This is a genomic window from Pseudoalteromonas sp. TB41 (assembly GCF_000497975.1).
Classification (GTDB): Bacteria; Pseudomonadota; Gammaproteobacteria; order Enterobacterales; family Alteromonadaceae; genus Pseudoalteromonas; species Pseudoalteromonas tetraodonis.
Map to the genome: position 1 here is coordinate 76,890 of NZ_AUTH01000003.1, position 22,688 is coordinate 99,577.

Sequence of the window (22,688 nt, forward strand, 5' to 3'; positions counted from 1 at the left end):
GGTACTATGCGTAAACTAAGACAAACCATAAACCAAGTATTTGAAGCGTCAGGTAAGTATCAGCGAGCGGGACACATTTTAGATGTCATACTGATCAGCATAATTATGATTAATGTGGTGGCGATTGTGCTTGAGTCGGTGCACAGCATCGCAACCGAGTACTATAGCGAGTTTTTAATCTTGGAGCTGGTATCAGTGGCTATATTTAGTGCTGAATACCTAATACGTGCTTGGACTTGTGTCGATCGCGTAAAGTACGCCTCCATGAATTGCTCAAATACACAAAAACGGATTCGATATATTTTATCACCACTGGCAATTATCGATTTAATTGCCATTTTGCCTAGTTTATTAATGTTTTTCTTTGCTATCGATTTACGTTTTTTACGGGTACTGCGGTTGTTGCGGGTATTTAAGCTCACCCGTTATTCTCGAGCAATGCAATTGTTATTGCAGGCGTTTATTGATGAGTCGAGTTCATTACTGGCGGCATTTTTTATTATGTCTGTGGTACTTATTTTAGCCTCTTGCGGTATTTATTTATTAGAGCACGACATTCAACCAGACAAGTTCGGCTCTATTCCTGCAGCCATGTGGTGGGCAATGGCAACCCTAACTACGGTTGGTTATGGCGATGTTGTGCCTATAACGCCTATTGGTAAACTATTTGGTGGCGTAATCACTTTGGTGAGTATGGGGATGGTTGCCATACCAACCGGTTTATTAGCGTCGAGTTTCTCAGAGCAAATACGCAAACGTCGCCAGCTATTTGAAGATGCCACCCACGAGAAAATAACCGATGGTAAGCTCACTGATGAGCAGATGCATCACCTTGAGGAGTTACGCTACAAACTAGGGCTAAGTAAACTAGAGGCCAATAAAGCAATAAAAGCAGAGCTAAATAAACGCAGCTCACACTTATTTTGCCGTCACTGTGGTAAGCGTCCTTAATAAAATAATGTATTAAGCGGCGCCTTAAGCTTGTGAGAATACAGGGTGCCAATCGTGCTCAATAAGCTCAAGCACCTGCTCTTTAGGCACCGCTTTACTAAACAAGTAACCTTGAAAGTAGCTACAACCTTGCGCTTTTAAAAAAGCCAACTGATGTGCGCTTTCAACCCCTTCAGCAATGCACTCTTTACCTAAACTGCTTGCTAAAGTTAGTGTAGATTGAATAATCGCTTCGTTATCAGAATCAATACCAATATCTTGCACAAAGCTGCGATCTATTTTTAATACATCAATCGGAAAGCGCTTCAAATAAGTTAACGAGGCATACCCGGTTCCAAAATCATCCATGTACAACTTACAGCCTAGTTGTTTTAATAAGTCCATATTTTTAAGCGCATGTTCTGAGTCGCGCATTAAAATAGACTCTGTTATTTCAAATACAATAGCCTCGGGCGGCAGTGCTGCATTGTTTAGTGCTTGGCGAATTTCAGGGACGAGTCCGATAAATTCAAAATCCAGTGCTGAGAGGTTAATTGATAGGTATAGATCAGGACACACTTTACGCCAACGAGCTAACTGCACCAAAGCACGCTTAAATGTTTGTAGCATTATTTTAGTGATTAAACCTATATTTTCAGCTACGTTTGCAAACTCTTGCGTACTCGCTAACTGATTATCAGGCCAGCGTAGTAACACCTCAAAGCCCACTGTTTTTTGCGTAGACGCATTAATAATGGGTTGATAATAATTACAAAATTCATGTTCATGATAAGCTTTGATCAACTGTGATTCTAAATGCATCGCTCTTTCAACACGTTGATTCATTTCTTGTTTGTAAAACTTATAACACCCTTCCAAGCCATCTTTAGCATAATAAAGCGCCACATTTGATGCTTTCAATAGTGCTTTATAATGCGCGGCATCATCAGGGAAAATAGCCACACCAATACTTAGGTGCACATTGACGCTTTGCTGGTTCATAACGATGTCTTTACTCACGCAATCCATTAGTTTGGTGCATATAAGTAATACTTCTTCTATTTGCTGAATATCTTCAACTAGAATTACAAATTCATCACCGCCTAAACGCGCGACGCTATCACAAGGACGTAATGCTGTTTTCAAGCGGTTTGCCACCAGCTTTATTATCTCATCGGCGTTTTCTGTGCCAAATGAATCATTAAAATACTTAAACCGTTTTATATTAACGTGTAACAAAGCCACTTTACACTGATGGCGGCGTGCCTGATCGATGGCATGTATAGCTCTGTCGTTAAACAAGGTTCTATTTGGCAGCCCTGTAAGTGAATCGTAATTAGCCAGTATATGCAGTTCGCTCTCAGCTGACTTTTGTGCATGAATATCCGTTAAAATAATCACGTAACTACTCAGCCTTTGGCTTTCATCAGCTACGGCGCTTATTTTAACCAGTACATGGCGTTGCTCTTTGTTTGCCAGAACGACAGTGTCTTCACATGTAAAATGTTCGCCCACTTCAAGCTTTTGCATAATTCTTAAATAATCAAAATAGCTACTGCGGGACATTCCCAAATTAAGCGCACGGGTTGAACGAGGCTCTGCTGATAAGCCAAAAGCGCTTTGCAGTGATTTATTTGAGGCACGTATATTAAAGTTTTTATCTAAGATAAACACCCAATCTCGGGTTTGTTCAAACGCGGCGGTAAATAACCGTGCATGCTCTTCAAACACCCTTTCGCGTGTCATATTGGTATACGTACCGGCTACTTTTTGCGGCGTTTTTTTGTCCCATTCAACCACCTTGCCAAAATCTTTGTACCAGCGCCAATGACCTTTGGCGTGGCGTAATCGGTAGGTACAATTAAAATACCCTTTATCTGTTGATAAAAATTCTAACCACTCCAACCTAAAAATAGCACGCTCTTGAGGGTGAATTTTTTCTAGGTAGTCATCTAAACTCACAGAGTCATCCTCGTAGCCTAATTCGTTGACTAATCTAGGCTGATAAATATTTAACTGGCTCGCCTGCCAATCCCATACCCCGGACTCACTTCCCTCTAGTGCAAGCTTTAAACGCGCCTCACTGTCTTGGCTTTTTTTGTGTGCTGCCAATAAGATACGCTGTATTTTGTTGCGCCTCATTACCCATGCAGTCACTATGGTGATCAATAAAATGGTATAAAGCGCTAAAAAGTATGGAGCACGCCATAGCGGATATCTCACTTTAATATTTAACGTGGCTGGCGCAGTATAGTCGCCGGTCAGTGGGTCTTTTGCCCAGACTTTTAACTGGTAACTGCCGGGGTTTAATTTAGGAAACACCACACGATTATTTCGGGTATAACTTTTTTTACCTTTATCGAGCTGATATTCATAAATAATGCGCTCTTGGAAGCTGAATGACATCGCTGAAAATGCAATCTCAAGCCCGATATCATCATGGTTTAAAGTGATATTTTTTAATGGCTGCTGTAAATTTATAGACAAGTCCCGAGACATTAAGTTGATGCGCGTGATATTGACCTGATCTAATAAACCTTGGCTATTTTTATTGTCTTTAGGATCAAAGTAGGTAAAACCCTTGAGGCTACCGAAGGCAATTCGACCATCCGCTAACTTAGCCATAGCGCCATTATTAAACTCAGCAGAGAGCACCCCATCTGATGTTGTAAATTGCTGAAAATGAATTGTTTCAGGATTTAGTCGCCATATTCCTTTATGGCTACTCATCCAAATCATTCCCTCTTCATCAAGAACCATATCGTACAACAAGGTGCCTAGTTTATTTTTATCTAAATCAATTGTGTGCACTAACTCATAGGTTGTTGCATCTATACCAATCAGCCCAAAATTAGATAACGATAGCCAAAGTATGCCTTGCCCATCTACCACGTAGGAAAGAATACTAACGGCTACATTTTCATGGTGTTTAGGCACTTTATAAATGGTGTTTAAACTTAAATCATTGGGGTTAAATTGATATAAAACGCCACCACTAAAAAATAATGGCTTCTCGGGTTGGTGCGGTAATGGGGGTAAAAAGCCATGCGCTAAAAAAGGGTCAAATTGTGCTAATTCGCCTTTTAAGTGAACTAATTGTCGGCTATCAATATTATATTTAAACATGCCATGATCTGGGTGTACAAAATACAAATCCCCGTTTGGTAGCAATGTCAGGCCATGCATCCAATCATTTAAAAAAATCTGATTGGTAGGACTGTTGGTTTTTGGTTGGGTAAGTTGCTGAGTTTGCGGGTCAAAAATGAATAATCCTCGGTTTGAGTGCAACCAGAGTTTATCTTTGTAAGGCATAATTTTGAAAATAGTAAACTCTGTGGTCAGTAAATCGACTTTATAATCTTTTAAATACACCTTTGAGCGATTGCTTTTTAAATCAACCGCAGTTAAACCATTGTGTGTGCCTAACCATAGCTTTTCTTGGAACTCCTTAATTGACCATACCGAATGATGTGATAAACCATCCCCAACCAGTGCATTCCCCTCTACATTATAAAACTTGTAATTGTCGCCCGATAAATAAAACGCACCATCGGTTTTAGTGGCTAGCCACATTCCGCCCGATTTATCTTTCACCATATCAATAATACTGTTATCGGCGAGGGTGTACTTACTCTGTTGGATACGTTTATTTTTAACCACTTTTTTAGTGGTTAAATTAAAACAAAGCAGGCCTTTATCTGTTGCTAAATCGAGTACTCCTTGCTGATTATCGATATCCCAAACATTCAGATCGGCCAGTAATTTTTGGCTTGTAAATGATTGTTCGCGGTTGTTAAACATTGCCTCTAAATTACTAATATCAACAGCGTATAAGCCCTTAACCGCACCTACAAGCAACTGATTGTTATTACCTAGCGCAAATGATTTCACATTATTTTGATAAATATGTACATCCGTTTCGCTCAAGTGCTCGAGTGGCCTTACCTGCTGTGTTGCGATGTTAAAAACATACGCGCCGTCTGTGCTACCTATAAAAATATAACCATTATAATGAAACAAAGTACGTACAAACGCATTTTCAAATTGCTCAGGAAGTGTAAATAAGGAGGTAATTGAGCCGTTGTCTATATCGAGTTTTGCAAACTCTCGGCCTTGGCCAATCCATAAGGTTTTATCATCGGTGGCTAACATAGTAAAAACGGACTGCTGTAGTATTTGCTCTTCTGTGACAGGTTTTTCTATGTATTGTTGATAGGTATCCGTTTTCGGATCGTATCTGAACAAGCCTGCTAATAAGGAGGCAATCCAGATATGCCCTTGTTGGTCTTGATATATGCGATCGATGATCGCCTCTTCTAACTCACCATTAGGGCCATTGATTGGAATAACTTGATAGCCATCGTAACGGTTAAGCCCTCCTTCAGTAGAGAGCCATAAATACCCATTGTTATCGATAAGCATGGTATTAACGTAACTTTGAGATAAGCCTTCGCTTGGGGATAATCGTTTTACTTGCGCTGTTACTTCAACGCTTATGAGCATAAACAGCACAAATATGGCTGTGATAAACCCATTAATACTCATACCCATGCTTGTCCTATTACTAATTTATGTTTTATTGATATTTCAATGCGGTAATATTTCGGTGCTTATAAGCATCAAATAGCGTTAATAATGCAGGAGTATATGTTAACACTTGGTTAAAACCAAGTGCTTGATAAAAATCAGTAAGGCGTTGATAAGCAAAGGTGTAAACAGGTTCTGTTTGCGCATTTAAAAGGGCAACTAATAACTGGGTTGCCACCCCCTTTGAACGATAAGAAGGAGCCACGAATACCGTTGATAAAAATAAAAAAGTGGGCTTATTCTGTAACCGGCAGGCGGCAATAATCGTATTATTATCGTAAGCGACCCAGACTTGATCCTGTTTGTTAGCACGGCCGCGGACGTTATGTAACGTATAAAACTTATTAACTAAGGGCGTTTTAATTGATTCTAATTGTTTAATTACAAGCATAGTAGGCAAACCCTAGCTAAGCATAATTGCCAAATACTGCTCAAATTTTTGTTTTAAAACACCTTGCTCTGCAACAGGACGACTATGCAGAGTGTCGTACACTTGCTCACGCGTTTTTTTACCGCGCTTAATTTGATAAGCCCAAAATGAGGCCTCGTAATCTAACTGAATTTGATACTTTTGCTCTCGCGGCAAGTTACACAGATTAAAACTCATATTCACTCCAATTATTAGGGGCTATAAACTTATTGTTGCCTGCATGAATACAGGTAAGGGCCGTGAGCAGCACACGGAGGCTTTTACTAGCCCACTAGGTTAAACAAGTCGCGCCGAGCGCCCCTAGCTTGAACAAATTTTCATCCGCAAAGGTCAACAGCCCCTCGCTCAATAAAACGTAGATTATACGTTTAAACTTATAAAAAACTAACTCTATAACTAATAAAAATAAGCGACTGTAAATAATTCAACGTAATCAATAATTGTTGGTGGTAACTTTTGCAAGATTACTAATGCAAACTGTGCAAAAGACAGACAATTTGTTACTATGGCTGCTTATTATCTTGCCGCAATTAATTGGAAATACTGACGTGCTTAAACGCTTTAACGGATTGCTGGTATTACTGTGCTTAGTTTTTAGTAATATGTCTTTTGCGCACAGTTATAGCTACACATTTAATCGCCCGCAAAACACTCAACAAGCAAACTATACCATTGAGCTATTACAATTGGCCTATGCAGATATGGGCTTTAAACTAAATATTGTCGATTTTAATCGTCAAAATGCATTATTTGCAGCAGATAATGGCATGTTAGATGGGCAGCTTGCTCGCGATATCAGTATTGAAAGTGCCTATAAAAATTTAATTCGAGTTAACTATCCACTCTTTAAATTTAACCTTGAACTTTATAAACGCTGTGAGCCCAGCTCCACTAAAACCATAGATAGCGTTGCCATTATTTCCAGTTACCCTGTGCAACAGCGATATTTAGACAGTATTGATTTTCAAGGTAAGGTAATTGAAGTTAAAAATAATAATACGCAGCTTAACTTACTGATCCAGCAAAAAGTACAAGGAGCGTTACTTATTGATTTTGCGATGGCAAATAAAACCATTCCCCCCTCTTTAGGCTGCTATGAAAAACAAGTAGTTGCAACCTACCCGCTTTATCATTATTTACATAACAGTCATGCGGATATTGTTCCCCAGCTAGAAGCAACACTGGATAAGTTACACAATAACGGCACAGTTGCAAAACTCAGGTCAAAATACAACCTACACTTTTAAAAATCAAAACCTTGTTGATCTGCTTGCGGTGATGATTGTGCCACTTTATTTTTTTGCTGTAAGTAACGTTTATAGCGCTGCTGGCATAAACTCAATACTTTTTTCTTTTGGGAATTCGTTAACGAATTCCAAGAAAAACGTTCATCGCGACTGCGATAGCAGCCTTTGCAATAACCGCGATTATTAACTAAGCAAATACCTTTACAAGGGCTAGGAATATCAAATATTTCAATTTGTTGCATTTTACCCTCCGGTATTAAAAGCATAGCCTGAGTATAGCGCTATTTTTGTGCAAAAAAAAAGCAGCAAATAAATTGCTGCTTTGTTGTTAGCTTAAGCTGTTAATTACTGCTCACAGCTTTGTTCATCTACTTGTGTTTTTCGATGAAATGGCTTGGCATACATAGCTAAAACCAAAGCCCTTAACTCTTCTGGCACCTTGGCCAAACGTTCTTCAAACTGTGCTGCGTCATTTTTATTGATCACCGCCTCAGTGCAGCCAGCAGCAATAAAGTTGCCTGGGTGTAAGTAAAACGAATCAATAATTTGCTTATCAATGGTTTTTGCCAGTTCATCGGCACTGTCACAACCTGACTCAATGGGCTGACCAAACGATAAATGCACATGCCCTTTGGCTGAACTAAACCCTTCAACAATGCTGGCAATATCTTCGCCCGCCGATTTAACATACTTCCCATGATGTTGTTTATGATATAGCTCTTTTGCCTTGGCAATTGCACATGGTTCGTATTGGTAAGAGATTGCAACCGGCACCACTTTGAGCTCTTTAATGTATTCGCCAAATTCTTTCTTTTGTTTACGGCCATTAAGTTGCAACATTTTTAAAAGCGCAGGATCAGTTTGATCAACCCCATCTTTAGCGCGTCCTTCTTTTTGTGCAATCCAAATTGAGTGCCCGCTACTGAGTGAATCATAAATATAAGCCGATAACTGAGTCAGCGCTTTTAACATCTCTTTTGGGGCTTTTGCTGAGCGTTTCACAATAAAACTTTTATTTAAGCGCATAAGCTCAGTAATGTAAGGAATTTGCAGCAAGTTATCGCCAATCGCAATTCTCACTGTTTTCATTTTATGCTGGAATAAGCCCCAATTAACCAGTGCAGGGTCAAGTACAATATCTCTGTGGTTTGAAACAAAAAGATAGGCTTGATTAGGGTCTAAGTCTTCTAAGCCAGAAAAAGTGACTTTTGAGGTGGTACGTTTTATTAATTTATTTAAGTAATGTGCCACTTCATTTTGTACATCTTCAACCGTTTTAACTTTGCCCCACTTTTTGCGCAACTGATGCTTTATTATAGCGCGTGCTAAAAACCCAACTGCGGATATAAAGCGTGGCAAATTGTATTTTGCAATTACATCAATAAACGCATTATCATTAATTAATCGCGTTAATGAGGCGGCAACTTCATCGTCATTGTAAGGTCTTATATCTGCGTACTTATCTTCTAATTCAATCATTTACTGCATCTACAAAGTTAAAAACGGCGCGTTAAAACGCCCCGCTGTGTCTGATTTTGATTATAACTCAATCAAAAATACGAAACTAGCAATACTAAAGTTCGATTTACTGAGTTTTCATAGCGTTATAGTTTAACGCCGAGCCAAGCTGTCTTGCTAACAACGCATACGTATAAACTATGGCTATTAATTATTAATTTAAATGGGTAGACCCTACTAACAGCACTTTGTTCAAGTTAACTTAGCAAGGCAGTTGATCATAATAACATGCAAGTTAACCGTCAGTGGGCAGACCACATTTAAATATGGCTCTACAACTGCTAATGTAAACGCAACATGATAAACCCAATAACATTCAAATAGATGATACTCTTTTTATCACAAGCATTTTGCGTACAGGGGTTATTATTCCCTTAACACATACACTATTAGGACACACCGTGAACATAACAATTCTTGATAACGCTACACTGGCAAACACCTCACTTGATTGTATCTCAGCACTGGGAAAGCTTACCGTGCATCAGCTAACTAGCCCAGAGCAAGTGCTAGCACATAGCCAAAATGCAGAGGTGTTAATCACCAATAAAGTAGTGATTAATCGTGACACCATGGCACAATTAACATCTCTCAAACTTATTTGTGTTAGTGCCACCGGCACCAATAATGTTGATTTAAATGCCGCGAAAGATTTAGGCATTGCGGTAACCAATGTTGCTGGTTATTCAACCCCCTCGGTTGTGCAGCACACCTTTTCGTTAATTACTAACTTATTAGGCAATACTCATCGCTACCAAGCGGACTGCCAACAAGGCGCATGGCAAAAAAGTGAAATGTTTTGTCGCCTTGATTACAGCTTTAATGACATTCAGGGTAAAACATTAGCCATTATTGGTGGGGGAACTCTGGGCAATGCTGTATCTAAAGTGGCTGAAGCCTTTGGTGCTCATGTCATTGTTGCAGAGCGCAAAGGTGCTGAGTGTCGCCAAGGACGCACGCCTTTTGAAACCGCAATAAAAACAGCGGATATTATCAGCGTACATTGCCCACTTAATGATGAAACGCGTGACTTAATTACGCTTAATGAATTAAAAATGATGAAACCAACTGCGCTTATTATTAACACCGCGCGCGGGGGGATCATTAACGAAGCCGACTTAGCACAAGCCTTAAAAACCAATGTGATTGCTGGTGCAGGTGTTGACGTACTAACCAAAGAGCCTGCTGAGCACAACAATCCACTGGCCAATTACACGGGAGATAACTTACTACTAACCCCACATATAGCGTGGGCCAGTACCGAATCTATTGTGCGCTTGGTTAAAGAAGTGAGTTTAAATATCGCTGCATTTAGTCAACAAGAGTCGCGTAATCGCTTGGTTTAATGCCGTTAAATTAAGTTAGTCAAAATAACTAAAAAGTGGCTTTTTAATTTTATTTCTTAAAAAAGCCACTAACTCAAAAATCACTTTAAAAATAAGCAATTGATTTTTAAGGACTAAAAAACTGGCCTAGTCTTTGCTCTAAAGTCTGTAATTAATCATCTAGGATAATAAAAAATGAAAAAAACACTTTTAATCGCCGCCCTCACCGCTCCTTTTTTAACTGGCTGTGTTATTGCTGTATCCGATGGCGAAGCGGAAGGTCACTGGGCTGGTAATAGTTCTTCTAGCTGGCAAGCAACACATAAGAATAATCGTGAAATTATTTCAGGCTTGGCAATGGATAGCTCTTATCAGTCGGTATTAAAAACCCTAAAAACACCTGACTTCACCGAATTACTCAAAAAAGAAGAGGATGTTTACCAAGTCTTATTTTATGCAACGCACAGCATCCATTCAGATGGTAAAATGACTAAAGATGAATGCACACCGTTGGTATTTAAAAATGATAAATTAGTTGGTATTGGTGCCTCAGCACTGCAAATGCTGACAAACTAAGTAACTACAGCATTTATTGGGCGCTAATTTGATTGCGCCCTAATTTTTTCGCATTATACAAACCGGAATCAGCTTCTTCTAACAATGCTTTTTCAGTGTAAGCTTGGCTACTCTCACTAGAAGCAATACCGATGCTAATGGTGACGTGTGTAGCGTTTAAAGACGCATTATGTTCAATATTCAAATCATTAACGGCGTTACGTAACTTGTTGGCAAAAGCGATTGCACCTTGCTGATTGGTTTCTGGTAATACGGCCACAAATTCTTCACCGCCGTAACGCGCAACAAAATCACTGCCACGCTCACATTGCGCGGCTAACGTTTTTGCCACTGTTTTTAAACATTCGTCTCCAGCTCGGTGGCCATAGCAGTCGTTATAACGTTTAAAATGATCAATATCTATGAGTAAAACGCACAAAGGAGAGTAGTTACGCTTACTTCTACGCCACTCTCTTTCTAAGTTCTCATCTAAATAACGTCTATTGGGTATTTCTGTTAAGCCATCAATAGAGGCAAGCATTTCTAGCAAATCATTTTTTTGCTTAATTAATAACTGGTTCCGCACTCTAACTTTCACAATAGCGGCACTAAATGGCTTACCAATATAATCCATTGCGCCGAGCTCTAGCCCCTTTGCCTCATCTTCATGACGGTTGTTTGCAGAGATAAAAATAATAGGAATAGCCTGACTTATACTGTTCTCTTTTAGCTGTACGAGTACTTCATAACCATTCATACCAGGCATCATGATATCTAAAATGATTAAGTCTACTTGTGTGTGTTTAACAAACGCCAGCGCGTCTTCGCCGCTTGTCACTAAGTAAACATCATGCTCATCGCTTAAGGTTTTTTCTAAAATGATTCGGTTAAGCGCATCGTCATCTACAATTAATATTTTTGCTTTATTTATCATTGCTTACATCTAAAATTTTTATATAAATATGAACTTGTTTTAACTGTATTATCAGCTCTTTAATTGCAGCATTGGCGCTCTTGTCGCCCACTTTTAATAATTGCTCAGTATGTTGAGCACATAATAATAATCGGTTAAACCCTAAGTTTCCTGCTATCCCTTTTAGACTATGCACTAAGCGTACCATTTCAATAGTAGGTATGTCTTTTTGAAGATCAGCTGAATATGACTCACTTAACACCGCTAACTTAGTAAGCATGCTTTGCAATAGCTTCTCATCATCATTGAACTGTGTCAAAGCGAAGGTTTTATCAAAAAAGCAAGGCTTAGATATGCCTAAATCAGCTATCGATGCAAATAAAATAGGCGCAACCACAGGCTTAGTTAAATGTTTATTCATACCACTATTCAATGAACGTGCAATGTCGGCAGGCTCACAATGTGCAGTTAATGCAAAAATAGGCAATTGCTGGGCGTCAAACTGTTGGCGTATTATTTGGGTTGCTTGATAGCCATCAATACTCGGCATTTGAATATCCATTAAAACTAAATCGGGGCGCAATATATTCACCCATTCAACCCCCTGTTTAGCATCACTAGCAGTCACAACATTCACTTCGGCTTTACACAATATACTGCTAATAATGTCGAGATTGAGCGGGTTATCATCTATGGCTAATACTAAGGTTCCCGCTATTTCTTCTTGTGGTTTATCCGCTTTATATTGAGTTACTTTCTTTAACTTTTCAGGGGTTAAACTAAGTAACCGCTGCGCCAATGCACTGCGCGGTAAATACTGGCTAATAAAAGAGTCATTTATTGAAAGCTGATTCGGTTGCGAGTGCTCTATAACGATGAGTGAAGTAGTACGAGTGTGTAATACTGCTTTTATTGCTGAGGTGAGAAAGGCAGGTACGTCATCAGCATCGATTACAATGCTATGCGCTTGTTGCAAACAATCTGGATCAGTTACGACTATTTCAAGAGCTTGATTATTGAAAAAAGGATGCGCGGTAATAACCTGATTAAGCAACTGACTCTTCGCGCTGGTGATCAGTAATAGTCTATCTGTAAAGCTTGCTGATTTCTCGGTATCTGTCGCTAAATCAAGCGTGAAGTAAAAATGACAGCCATGGCCTTTATCACTACTGAGTACAATTTCACCTCCCATTAATGCCACACTATGCTTTACAATTGCCAGCCCTAAGCCAACCCCTTGATGCAAGCGAGTAGATGATTCATCACCTTGCGTGAAGGCATCAAATAAACGGCGTTGATCCGCTTGAGCAATCCCCACTCCCGTATCAATAACCTGAAAACAAATACGCTGCTCTATATGGCTCTGGCTCGGCTGTAATGTCATTTTTAATGTCACACTGCCTTTATTGGTAAACTTAACGGCATTGGTAAGTAAGTTACCTAATACTTGTTGCAAACGAATTGTATCACCGACTAAAAATGGAGAAATTTGCGAGTCTATGTCGATTTTTAGCTGTATCTGTTTTGCTTGGCATAAAGGTAAAATTAAACTTTCGCAGGTATCAATCAAATCAACTAAGCACAATGGCGCTAATTGCAGCGTTGCTTCTTTACTTTCAACACGGGCAAAATCAAGCATACTATTTAGCATCTGCAACAAATTATTGGCCGCATATTTTGCTTGGCTAGTTTGTTGAATTTGCCGCTGTGTTAACCCGTGCTCTGCGAGCATATCCAATAATCCCAACACGGCATTGAGGGGGGTGCGTATTTCGTGGCTTAAATTAGCAATAAAACGGCTTTTAGCTAACGTGGCACGCTCTGCATCATCTTTGGCTTTGGTAAGTTCTGTAACATCTTGAATATGAATAACATAATAAAGCGGCTGACTATTTTCATTCCAAATTAACGACATACTCAACTGTAACCAGGCATTTAATTGGGTATGAGCCAAGGTTAAGTGAAACACCCTTTTCTTATTATTTAATAATTGCTGTAGTAATGCTTCAAGCTCCTGCCATTGCGTATTATTAAAAAGCGCATAAAAAGGAGTATCGGTTAATTTATCATGCTTGGAAAATAATTTTCGTGCGGCTTTGTTTATCTGTAAAATAGCGTACTCAAGCGAGAGTAAAAACACCCCATTTGCGGCAAATTCAATTGCGCTTCTAAATATAGATTCAGACTCTTTTAATGCATACAAAGTATGTTGTTGTTCTGTAATATCACGACCAACCCCCATAGTTCCTAATAATTGTTGCTGTTCATTGTAAAAGGGAGCAATGGTTAACTGATAAGTTCGCTCAGCAACATCTATGCGCTGCTGAATTTGCATTCTATGCTGTAATACTTGATATTCCAGCAAACTAATTTGTTCATACTCGTTACTTATGTTGTGTATTTGCTGCCCAAGAAGTTCACCTTGAGTTTTTCCAATAAACAACTCAAACGCTTTATTACAGCCTAAAAAAATGCCTTCTGTATTTTTAAAATAAATAAAATCAGGCACGCTATTAAGTACTGTGTTTAATAACGCTAAATGACGCTCTTTTGCTTGGTCGCTATGTTTTAGCTTTTGCGATTGTTGCCGTACTTGATCATCTAACTTTTGATTAGCATTTTGCAAAGAAATAACTAAATGCTCATTTTTCGCAAAAATAGCTTTTACCCGAGCAAACCAAGGTTGCCAGTTTAACGGTATTTGGTAATTTAAATACCCGCTATTGTCATCGTTATGATGCTCTAAATAACGCATCAACTCGGTCATAGGTTTGATAAATATACGTTTGCTTAACCAAAAAAAGATGTAAAACATCAAACATAAAAATAAGGCTAACGAAATAAACTCTATCAATACTTCATACACAATACCGCTTGAGAGAGTGTGCTTGTCAGCAAGAAACGCCAGATGAATAGGGTTCTTTTTTGAAGGCTGAATTAAAAATAATGAGTCTGCTCGCGCATTACTCTTTTGTGAGGGGCTATTAATATTAGGCCAATAGGTCGATAACTTTATGGCTTGATTAATTGGCTGCTGTGAACTGGCAATAATTTCATTCTCTTGGTTGATAAAAACATACTCGCCTTGCTTTGAGGTTATTTTTTTCAACCAACTAGAGATAGCCTGTAAGTCATATATTAAAACAATATAATCTGAGGAGTTAAGCTCTCGCTGTCGGCCAACTGCAAAATATGCGTTATTGTCTACTTTAATAACGGCACTTGAAGTGAGTTTGTTCGCTGAAGGTAAGGGTTTAAAGTCGCCATTAAGTACCTGCGTTAAAATATAACTTTGTGTATTGTTACGCCGAGCTAAATAAGCAAAGCCGCGCTCATCAACATAGGCTACAGAATGCAGCGACGAAAGCAGCGCTAAAGCGGTATTGAAAGACGGTGCCAGCGACATGACTTTTTGCCAGCGTGATAATGCCTGTTCGGAATAGCTGAATTGGCCTTTTCCTACTATTTCGCCATTAAAATGTGCTATCTGGCTATAATAATAATGCTCGTATTGATTAATGTTTTTTGTGAAGGCATGATTCGCTGGTTGTGGGGCGTGTTTGTCATACATAATAAACATCGCATTAAGTAAATCGTCGATGGCTTGCATATCATGGTCAAGCTGCGCCGATAACGCACTAAAATCGGTGGTCTTTTTTGTTATTGCACGGTCCATTTTTATATCATAAAAATGCAAACACAAAAAAGAGGCCACCAATAAAGGGATTGCTAACGCCACAAAAACAGAGCGATGATAATGTTTTAGCGGTAAAAAATTCAACGACCTACCTAATTATTAGCTCAAAAATCAAACTGTAGACTATAGAGCCAAGATGTTAAGCGCAAGTTATAAATTTTCCTCGGCGAACGAAGCCAGTCGACTACGTACTACCCCATTAAGATTTACGGTAGCACCACCTTCAAAGTGCTTAAACCGCTCTACAATATAGGTAAGCCCCGAAGTAACCGCCGTTAAATAATTACTGTCTATTTGTGCCAAATTCCCAGTACAAATTAGTTTTGTTCCTTCTCCGCAGCGGGTAATAATGGTTTTTAGCTGAGAAGCTGTTAAGTTTTGGCTTTCATCTAAAATCACCCCCGAATTGATATAATACTATCATACCCTCAATAAACTTGAACAAAAAAGTTTTTACACACATACTCTAGCTAAGAATCAAAGGTGAACGAAAATGATACTTCGAAATACAACAAAAACTAAAATAATTAAAACATCAGTCAACTTTGGAAAAGGAATGTCTTTTCACCTCGATAAATCAGGGCAACCTATTAAGACTGAAAAAGGCATCAGAACTCACTCATATAGGCACGATAAAATAGAACCTAATTTTCCAGTGCTATATCACCCGACTCGCTTCACCGAATGCCAAGAAATGAACTTATTTTTAATGCACCGCTTTGAAGGTCATTTCAGTCTCAAAAAGAATCAAATAGACAATGAGGCTTTTAGTGACGCTTATCATGCCAGCCAACCGGGAAAGCCATTAGATGTTAAGTCTGTTCGCAGTATAGCTAAGCACTTAAAAGCTTTCTTAGATTGGTTGGATAAAGATGATGCATCCTATTTTGAAGTAATAGCTGCACCACTTTCAAAACAATCTGTAGATGATGATATTTCTAGGTTACCTGTGTGGAGATATCACAAACATTTATGTGAAAGAGTCGAAACCAAAGATAAGTCTAAACGCATAAGCTTTAACAGCGCTCAAGAACGAATTAGAGCTGTTAAAGCATTCTATATATGGAGCCATAAGCGCGGAGCTATAGATAGCCTCCCCTTCTCACTTGAATACAAACAGGTACGTATTAAATCGAAAGCTAAATCAGGTGTCAGTTCGTTGTTTCAATTACCTACCAGCAACAATCGTTCTGGGGGCTTATGGAAATGGGTCAGTAATTTGAGCATTCCAAATACATTGAAACAAAAAGAAGACTCACCAGACAAAGGTCTACAACCATATTCTCCAAAAGAACTTAAACAGTTACTGGAGACGAATACAGCTCAAAAAGAGACTTATAAACTTTATTTGCAGTGTGCCTTGTTAGGTGGACTTCGATCTTTTGAAATTTCGGCCATCGACCAGAAAGACCTCTTTAACCCTGATGAAAAAGAAAACGAGAAACGTATTCCAAAATTGAACATTGTACGAAAAGGACATAAGCCAGTGAGATTAACAATAGCGCGAGTTCTAATGAAGCTTTTGTACAATCACACTTTGACAATTCAAAATATGAAGCGACGTACCAAACATGAGACTAATCATGGTATGGACAATAGCGAACATCCGCTTCCTTTGTTTATGAATAGTTCAGGATCGCGGATAAGCGAAGATACACCGGGGAATACTATTTCCATAGTTAGAAAAGAACAAAGGAAGCAGGGATTAGAAATACTATTACGCACATTCCATGACTTACGCGCTACCTTTGCTACTTATGTCGCTAAATACCTAATTGACAAAGGTGAATCAGAAAGTTCCATCCGACAAACACTAATGACTTTGATGAGTCACGAAAGCTTTAAAACAACCAAACGTTACATCGACTTTGCCAAAAGTGTATCAGTGGATGCATACGGAGCGATGTCAGAGTGGGTAAAAGATATCTACGGTGATGTTAACGAATTGCTTATGCGTGAGGCTGAAGATGCTACAGCAAGTTAAAACGCGGAAGTCCAATCGTATTCCTGCTAGATTTAAACCTCATTCAATTGTTCTAGCCGAACAGTTAGACGTTTTATTTAACAGGGCATATGACAAAGAAAGCAATATTAGCACAGGTGACGACACTGCTATTTCAATGAGTCGCTTGCGGAATGCTTGTGTCAGTTTACAGCACATTCTTCCTCTAGCCCTTAATAAGGTTAGTGCAGATACTGCGACATCAATTCAAACTTCGGGATTAAATGCTCTATCAGACTTTGAAATTTGGCAAGAACTGGAATACTTTTGCATTAATGAAATAAATGATGTCAAGCTACCTAGTTATGCTACTCGTATAGAAGAAGCTTTAGAAAACATAGCTAAGTTTCATTTTTATGATAACGCTATCAACGCTCCTTTTAGGCTAGTAAATGGGGCTACTTCAATCGACATAACTAAATTATTCGAACTTGAATTCCATCAAGTAAAAGAGACTCGTAAATTACTAAAAAAATATCTGGACTATCTCGTCCTTCCAGAATTAAGCCTCAAAGATTCTTCTATTAGAGACAACATCCTCAAAACTGCGACTGCTATTATAAATATTTGTCTACATGATACTTTTAAGAATACTGAACGCGTCAAACTGCCATTATTGGCAACATTAAAGGATAGGGAATTCGTTTCATCATTTATATGCAATCACAACTTCCGTACTTTTTTAAAATTTATACTACCCGATGTGTGGGGTAAAGCTAGAGTCAATCAATTTAAAACTGAAGCCGAAGTGATAGGGTATGCACAAAGCATATCATCCAAATTTGGCAATGAAGTTGATGCTTTTTTGAAAAATCAGATAGCAAGCGCTTCGGAAGCTAATACAACAAGAGTTAGATCCTCAACTTTATCATTTCCAAGGTGGTTGAATAGTGCTGGTAGCGTAGCATCACCAATAATTAAGCTGCTTAGTGAGCGTGGAATTCAAGGGTTTGCAGAAAATGGCCTTCAGGGATTTAAATACCTTTATAAGCATTACCAAGAAGAAACTCAAAATAACCAGCAGTTTTTACTGCTACTAAACGCTGCATTGGACCTTTACCACTTTGTTACGGGTGAAAAAATCGCAAAGGAAAGTTTATTACCCTACTCATTGGGCTATTACCTTAAAGAAAGTGACACTACCGAATGGCAGAAGCATGAGTGGGTATATGACAATGCCTATAAATTTTATCAAAACCTAGTCGAATACCATAAAGTTTTTACAAAGCGAATTGATGGCGAGAGCATAGGCATCGTCACTCTCAAAGGTTACATAGGTAGTATGGCTAGAGCATTGAAAGAAAATGCATCATCATTAACAGATGAACAAATGAAGCTTATTGCCAATCATGGGGTTCATGCTTTTGTTGAAAATAACTGTGAGATACTAAAGGCTATAAGAGAGGCAATTCAACTAAAATCAAAACAAGGCGATTTGTCGGTTTTTGTTGGTAATCAATATCAGAGCGCTATCGACAAATTACTATCGTTTTATGGTCTAGATACTATTAAAAGCTTTCCGGTCAACACCGAATTAACTGCACAACATCAAGAGCAACTCTCTCAGAATCAAGATAAGCTCTACTCATATAGAGAAGTAGTAGAATTAGCATATTACATAGAAAAAGGGCTTTCTGAGACCTTACTCACAATTAAAGACAAAGTTACACTTTATGCAGCAAAAGTCATATTGAAAACTGGTTGGAATTCAACTCCTACGCTAGAGCTTGATACTGACGACTTATTTTTCTTTAACACGCCATTACATTCAAGTAAAACTCCTGCTCTTCGTTTATTTAAACGCCGAGCTAATTATCAAACACAATGGCATAAATTTGAAATTAAAGCCGAAGATCTAGAAAAAGAAGGCGTCTTATACGGCGACGTTGTCGAACCAGTAATATTTGATATTAAGGCTGCGACTAAACTTACGTCTATTTACCGCCCTTCTATTGAGAACCTATCAAAAAGAATTTTTGTTTTTCCCAAAGTAAATAGTATTGGAGAAGTAAAGATTCAATTATTAACAGCATCACGTTTCAAGACCACTATAGATAGGATATTGACTGAGCTTGGGTGTGATATCGTATTTAATTCGCAAAAGATCAGAAAATCAGGGCTTAACTACATTTACCGAAAAGTTGCCAAAGAATTTAAGTGGTATCAAAAAGCTGGCAAGCACTCTTATGAAACGTTCTTGCGTCATTATTTAATGCAAGATAACAAAGATGTTGCAATGACAATCAACAGAGCGACAAAAACAATGGCAGACTATTTTGTTCGCGATGTTACCGACAAAGTAATCATTTTGCAGACTCCACCAGAAGACGGTAAAAAAGTCCCGAATGGCACATGCATTAACTCAAAAGATAAATCCGCAGTAGTGGCATTCGAATCACAAAACAGGAAATTATTAGACCAGCGAGATACAAACGAGCATGCATGTGCCGACTTTAACGCATGCTTGTGGTGTCCGTTCTATCGCTGTGTTGCTGACGCATTGCATGTTTGGAAACTTTTGTCATACCGGGATTTTGTTGTTGCTGATATGGAAAACTCAGCCGCAACATTTGACTCTATAACAGAGCAACTGGAAAACATAGAGCAGTTGAAAAATAGGGTTAACGAAATATTAGCTGATATTGCCAAGCTTAATGCTCAAGCTGTGACTGATGGAAAAGAACTATTGAGAACAGAGGGTATTCATCCTCATTGGAAAAACACAGGTTTGCTATGACCAAAGAGATAACTAAAACAAAACTACTTGATATCGCTGTTGTAAAAACACATACAGGTCAAATCACTATAAAACCTTTGGTTCAGGTGTTAGAAGATTTTAAAGTTGATGATACTAGCGCTTTTAATTCGATTGCTTTGTGGGAAAACAGAGCATTGAATATTGCTAAACATGGCACTATTCACTTTGGCGATGACACTTGGATAAGCTATGAAGAAACGCAAAGAAATGTGAATTTTAAAGGTGTTGATGAATTAGCATATCAAATTCGAATTTATTCACTAATTAAACTCACACATGGTGATGTTGTAGGCGGTAAACCTCTAAAAATCTCTACACTTCAAAATGATGTAACGTATCTAAATTTATTTGCAGCCTTCTTAAGACAAAGAGGTTATCACTCATTTCATGAGTTGGAGTTCAAATCTGACTTAGTTATTAGGAATCTCATAAAAGACTATTTATATGAAGTCAGGAAAATAGCTATTTACAGACAATCACACTCATTTACTAAACTATTTGACGTGCAGCGCAGCTTTCGTCTTTTTGGCCCTAAGGTGTGTAGTGTTTTTATTGATGTACTTAACCAACTAAACGAGTTACACCATCCGAGACCAGTCACTTATTCGCACCCTGTCATTCCTACTAAAGTAATGAAAAAAATTCTGAAGTTTGCAGAAAAAATAGTTGAAAACTCTAAGGATAAGATAGAACGATGGCTAGAATTAAATGCACGCTTAATAGATAGTTTAAATGAAGGCTCCGTTGAACCACCGCCCAAAATTAGTACAGGTGAGCTAATAGCAAAACATGTAAGAAACTTACCCGATGAAGTGGAATTCATTCAATTATCCGAAGAATTAGAAGATTTAAAATTAGCCACATACATTAATATCTTGGCCTATACAGGCATGAGATATAACGAAGTACTTACATGCAAGGTTGGCTGTGCCAATTACAAAGATGATATTTATTACATTACGGCAATCATGACCAAAACCGACAACAGTAAGGTTGAGATGGAATGGTTTTCAAACGCTGAAGTACATGAGTGTGTTGGTATTTACGAAAAATATGTGTTCGGTATGCAAGAAAGGGCAAAAGCTGTACTTTCTTCATGCAGAGCCAATATAACAAGTAGTCAAGCACACAACTTGAAAGAAGGGTTAGAAAGAAACCGTCTTTTCGGGGTTTCACATAGTAGCTGTAGTGTTAGTTTTAGCGATGCTGGGCGATTCACAAAATTTGAGGTTAAAAACAGTGAAAACATTGAGCTTTTTGACTTAACTCTAGACGATGATGATATAGCAGAGCTTGAACGCCTTGAATCTAACTACAAAGAAGTTAGAGGAGAGAATAGAGGTGTCCCATACGAAGAAGGCGATACGTTTAGATTAACCGCTCACATGTTTCGACATACGTTGGCCTACTTTGTCATTGCCAATAAATTAGGTGAGCTTGATGATATTAGATATCAATTTAAACATTTAACCAGCCTAATGACGTTTGTTTATACTCGAAGAGCATTTTTGGCCTCAACAACTTTAATTAAAACTACTGAAGAGTTTAATGAGATTTTAATTGACCGTGTTGCAGAAGAGTTAATAGATGAAGCCGAGTCACAATCACTTAAAGGTGGTGCTGGTGAGCAAATTAATAAAACATCTAAAGATCTGATAATAGGTATTACTGATAGTCAAAGTAAAGATTCGACTGTGATTAAGCAGATCCATTTCAGTTCAATTGAAGAACTGAAAAAATTTCTCGTCAAAAATATTAAAAACATACGTGGCTTGCCTACGGGGTACTGCACTGCGGGAGAAGCTTGCAAGATAAAAGGAGCAGGAATCCCTAGTGGCTGTGTGTATTGTGGTAGTAAAATCATTACCAAACGCCACAAGGTCAATTGGCAAGTGATAAAAAAAGATGCGACCCAGAAACTAGAGGCATATGCAGCATCAACCACAGAAGAGCAAGAAGATTACGAGCTATTTGCTATTCACTGGAAAAATAATATAGCAGCAGCTGACTATGTATTAGATGAAGGCAAAGCGCATACAAACCAAGGAGAACAAGCATGAGTAGCGCATATGATGATATAAAACGTGCTTTTGAAGAGATGAAATCTGATGGCAGCAAGATAACCAAAAATGCAGTAGCAACGAGAGCTAAAAGAAATATTGCGAATCTATCTAAAGAAGAAGAAAAATGGGTAAAGTTACGAGAAAGTATTGAAAAAGCTCAATTAACTTGGGAAGAAAAAAATAAAGATAATTTAATAAAACAACTCAGAACAAAGGTAGCCGAACTAAAAAGCAAGCTTGCTAAAGAAAAGCAAAAAAATAATATCGGCACTAAGGAAATCGATAATAAAGATACAAAGTTATTAGTGTTGTTGAGTGAAATGTACGCAGAAATAGATAAGCTCAAACTGATTAATGCCGATTTACAAAATCAACTTCAGCATTCAGGGCAACATACAGAAATAAGAGTGGATACGTCTACTGGTGAAATTATTGAATTAGTTTCAACGAAACAATAGATTAGATGTAGTAGCTCATATCTCAACTTACAGTTTTGTTGATTAGGCTTAGACTTCACCTGACAGGCAGCAAGAGCGAACAAGAGACGGTCAGAGTGATCTGGATATGTGAACTTAATTCTACAAAGAGGACGCTTAGCGACCCCGTTCATGCAATAAAATTGAGTTTAGGCAATCCGCATTAATTGTATAATGATATTTCTGC

General features: G+C 38.3%; 15 protein-coding genes and 1 pseudogene. 8 read left to right on the forward strand and 8 right to left on the reverse strand.

The window, feature by feature from the left end; translation table 11 throughout:
• The first annotated feature begins 6 nt into the window (after positions 1 to 6).
• Positions 7 to 951, forward strand: a complete 945-nt coding sequence (locus L641_RS0100460; RefSeq protein ID WP_024600830.1) for an ion transporter — start codon at positions 7 to 9, stop codon at positions 949 to 951.
• A 24-nt stretch (positions 952 to 975) separates the two neighbouring features.
• On the opposite strand, the gene L641_RS0100465 is transcribed toward L641_RS0100460, so the two are convergent.
• From L641_RS0100465 to L641_RS0100475, 3 genes are read right to left on the reverse strand one after another with little or no spacing between them, the layout of a single operon-like run.
• On the reverse strand, positions 976 to 5,481 hold the full coding sequence (locus tag L641_RS0100465) for an EAL domain-containing protein (RefSeq protein ID WP_024600831.1): 4,506 nt from the start codon (positions 5,479 to 5,481) through the stop codon (positions 976 to 978).
• A gap of 25 nt (positions 5,482 to 5,506) precedes the next feature.
• Complete coding sequence (locus tag L641_RS0100470) at positions 5,507 to 5,908, reverse strand: GNAT family N-acetyltransferase (protein WP_024600832.1); 402 nt, start codon at positions 5,906 to 5,908, stop codon at positions 5,507 to 5,509.
• Positions 5,909 to 5,920: 12 nt separating this feature from the next.
• Complete coding sequence (locus tag L641_RS0100475) at positions 5,921 to 6,124, reverse strand: DUF3283 family protein (RefSeq protein WP_013465864.1); 204 nt, start codon at positions 6,122 to 6,124, stop codon at positions 5,921 to 5,923.
• A 425-nt stretch (positions 6,125 to 6,549) separates the two neighbouring features.
• Here L641_RS0100475 and L641_RS0100480 point away from each other — a divergent pair, with 425 nt between their 5' ends.
• The gene (locus L641_RS0100480; RefSeq protein ID WP_049775596.1) at positions 6,550 to 7,194 is read left to right on the forward strand and encodes a transporter substrate-binding domain-containing protein; all 645 of its coding nucleotides are present in this window, start codon (positions 6,550 to 6,552) and stop codon (positions 7,192 to 7,194) included.
• Here the strand turns inward: L641_RS0100480 and L641_RS0100485 are convergent.
• Positions 7,191 to 7,436, reverse strand: coding sequence for a DUF1289 domain-containing protein (locus L641_RS0100485; protein ID WP_013465866.1), 246 nt, complete (start codon positions 7,434 to 7,436; stop codon positions 7,191 to 7,193). The two genes, L641_RS0100480 and L641_RS0100485, sit on opposite strands and share 4 nt — an antisense overlap.
• Positions 7,437 to 7,539: 103 nt before the next feature.
• Positions 7,540 to 8,673, reverse strand: a complete 1,134-nt coding sequence (locus L641_RS0100490) for a 1-acyl-sn-glycerol-3-phosphate acyltransferase (protein ID WP_013465867.1) — start codon at positions 8,671 to 8,673, stop codon at positions 7,540 to 7,542.
• Positions 8,674 to 9,113: 440 nt separating this feature from the next.
• Here L641_RS0100490 and L641_RS0100495 point away from each other — a divergent pair, with 440 nt between their 5' ends.
• Together L641_RS0100495 and L641_RS0100500 are read left to right on the forward strand one after the other, a co-directional pair.
• Complete coding sequence (locus tag L641_RS0100495; protein ID WP_013465868.1) at positions 9,114 to 10,058, forward strand: D-2-hydroxyacid dehydrogenase; 945 nt, start codon at positions 9,114 to 9,116, stop codon at positions 10,056 to 10,058.
• Positions 10,059 to 10,232: 174 nt separating this feature from the next.
• Positions 10,233 to 10,613: a DUF3192 domain-containing protein gene (locus tag L641_RS0100500; RefSeq protein WP_013465869.1), complete on the forward strand. Its 381-nt coding sequence runs from the start codon at positions 10,233 to 10,235 to the stop codon at positions 10,611 to 10,613.
• Between the two features lie 13 nt (positions 10,614 to 10,626).
• On the opposite strand, the gene L641_RS0100505 is transcribed toward L641_RS0100500, so the two are convergent.
• The 3 genes and pseudogenes from L641_RS0100505 to L641_RS0100515 all read right to left on the reverse strand — a co-directional run.
• Positions 10,627 to 11,526 (reverse strand): diguanylate cyclase, encoded by a 900-nt coding sequence (locus L641_RS0100505; protein ID WP_013465870.1) that lies wholly within the window; start codon positions 11,524 to 11,526, stop codon positions 10,627 to 10,629.
• Complete coding sequence (locus tag L641_RS0100510) at positions 11,516 to 15,286, reverse strand: ATP-binding protein (protein ID WP_024600834.1); 3,771 nt, start codon at positions 15,284 to 15,286, stop codon at positions 11,516 to 11,518. Before L641_RS0100510 ends, L641_RS0100505 begins: the two co-directional genes overlap by 11 nt.
• Positions 15,287 to 15,352: 66 nt before the next feature.
• A pseudogene (locus tag L641_RS0100515) lies at positions 15,353 to 15,610 on the reverse strand (PhoH family protein); the annotation flags it as partial.
• 85 nt (positions 15,611 to 15,695) lie between these two features.
• Here L641_RS0100515 and L641_RS0100520 point away from each other — a divergent pair.
• Genes L641_RS0100520 through L641_RS0100535 form a run of 4 tightly spaced genes read left to right on the forward strand, consistent with a single transcriptional unit; the run spans position 15,696 to position 22,483 of the window.
• On the forward strand, positions 15,696 to 17,186 hold the full coding sequence (locus L641_RS0100520) for a site-specific integrase (RefSeq protein ID WP_008113382.1): 1,491 nt from the start codon (positions 15,696 to 15,698) through the stop codon (positions 17,184 to 17,186).
• Positions 17,170 to 19,941 carry a hypothetical protein gene (locus L641_RS0100525; RefSeq protein ID WP_013465872.1) on the forward strand — a complete coding sequence of 924 codons (2,772 nt, stop codon included), beginning with the start codon at positions 17,170 to 17,172 and terminating at the stop codon, positions 19,939 to 19,941. Before L641_RS0100520 ends, L641_RS0100525 begins: the two co-directional genes overlap by 17 nt.
• A complete protein-coding gene (locus L641_RS0100530) occupies positions 19,938 to 22,022 on the forward strand; it encodes a hypothetical protein (RefSeq protein WP_008113384.1) in 2,085 nt (694 codons plus the stop codon). Before L641_RS0100525 ends, L641_RS0100530 begins: the two co-directional genes overlap by 4 nt.
• Positions 22,019 to 22,483: a hypothetical protein gene (locus L641_RS0100535; protein ID WP_008113385.1), complete on the forward strand. Its 465-nt coding sequence runs from the start codon at positions 22,019 to 22,021 to the stop codon at positions 22,481 to 22,483. Before L641_RS0100530 ends, L641_RS0100535 begins: the two co-directional genes overlap by 4 nt.
• Positions 22,484 to 22,688: the final 205 nt, after the last annotated feature.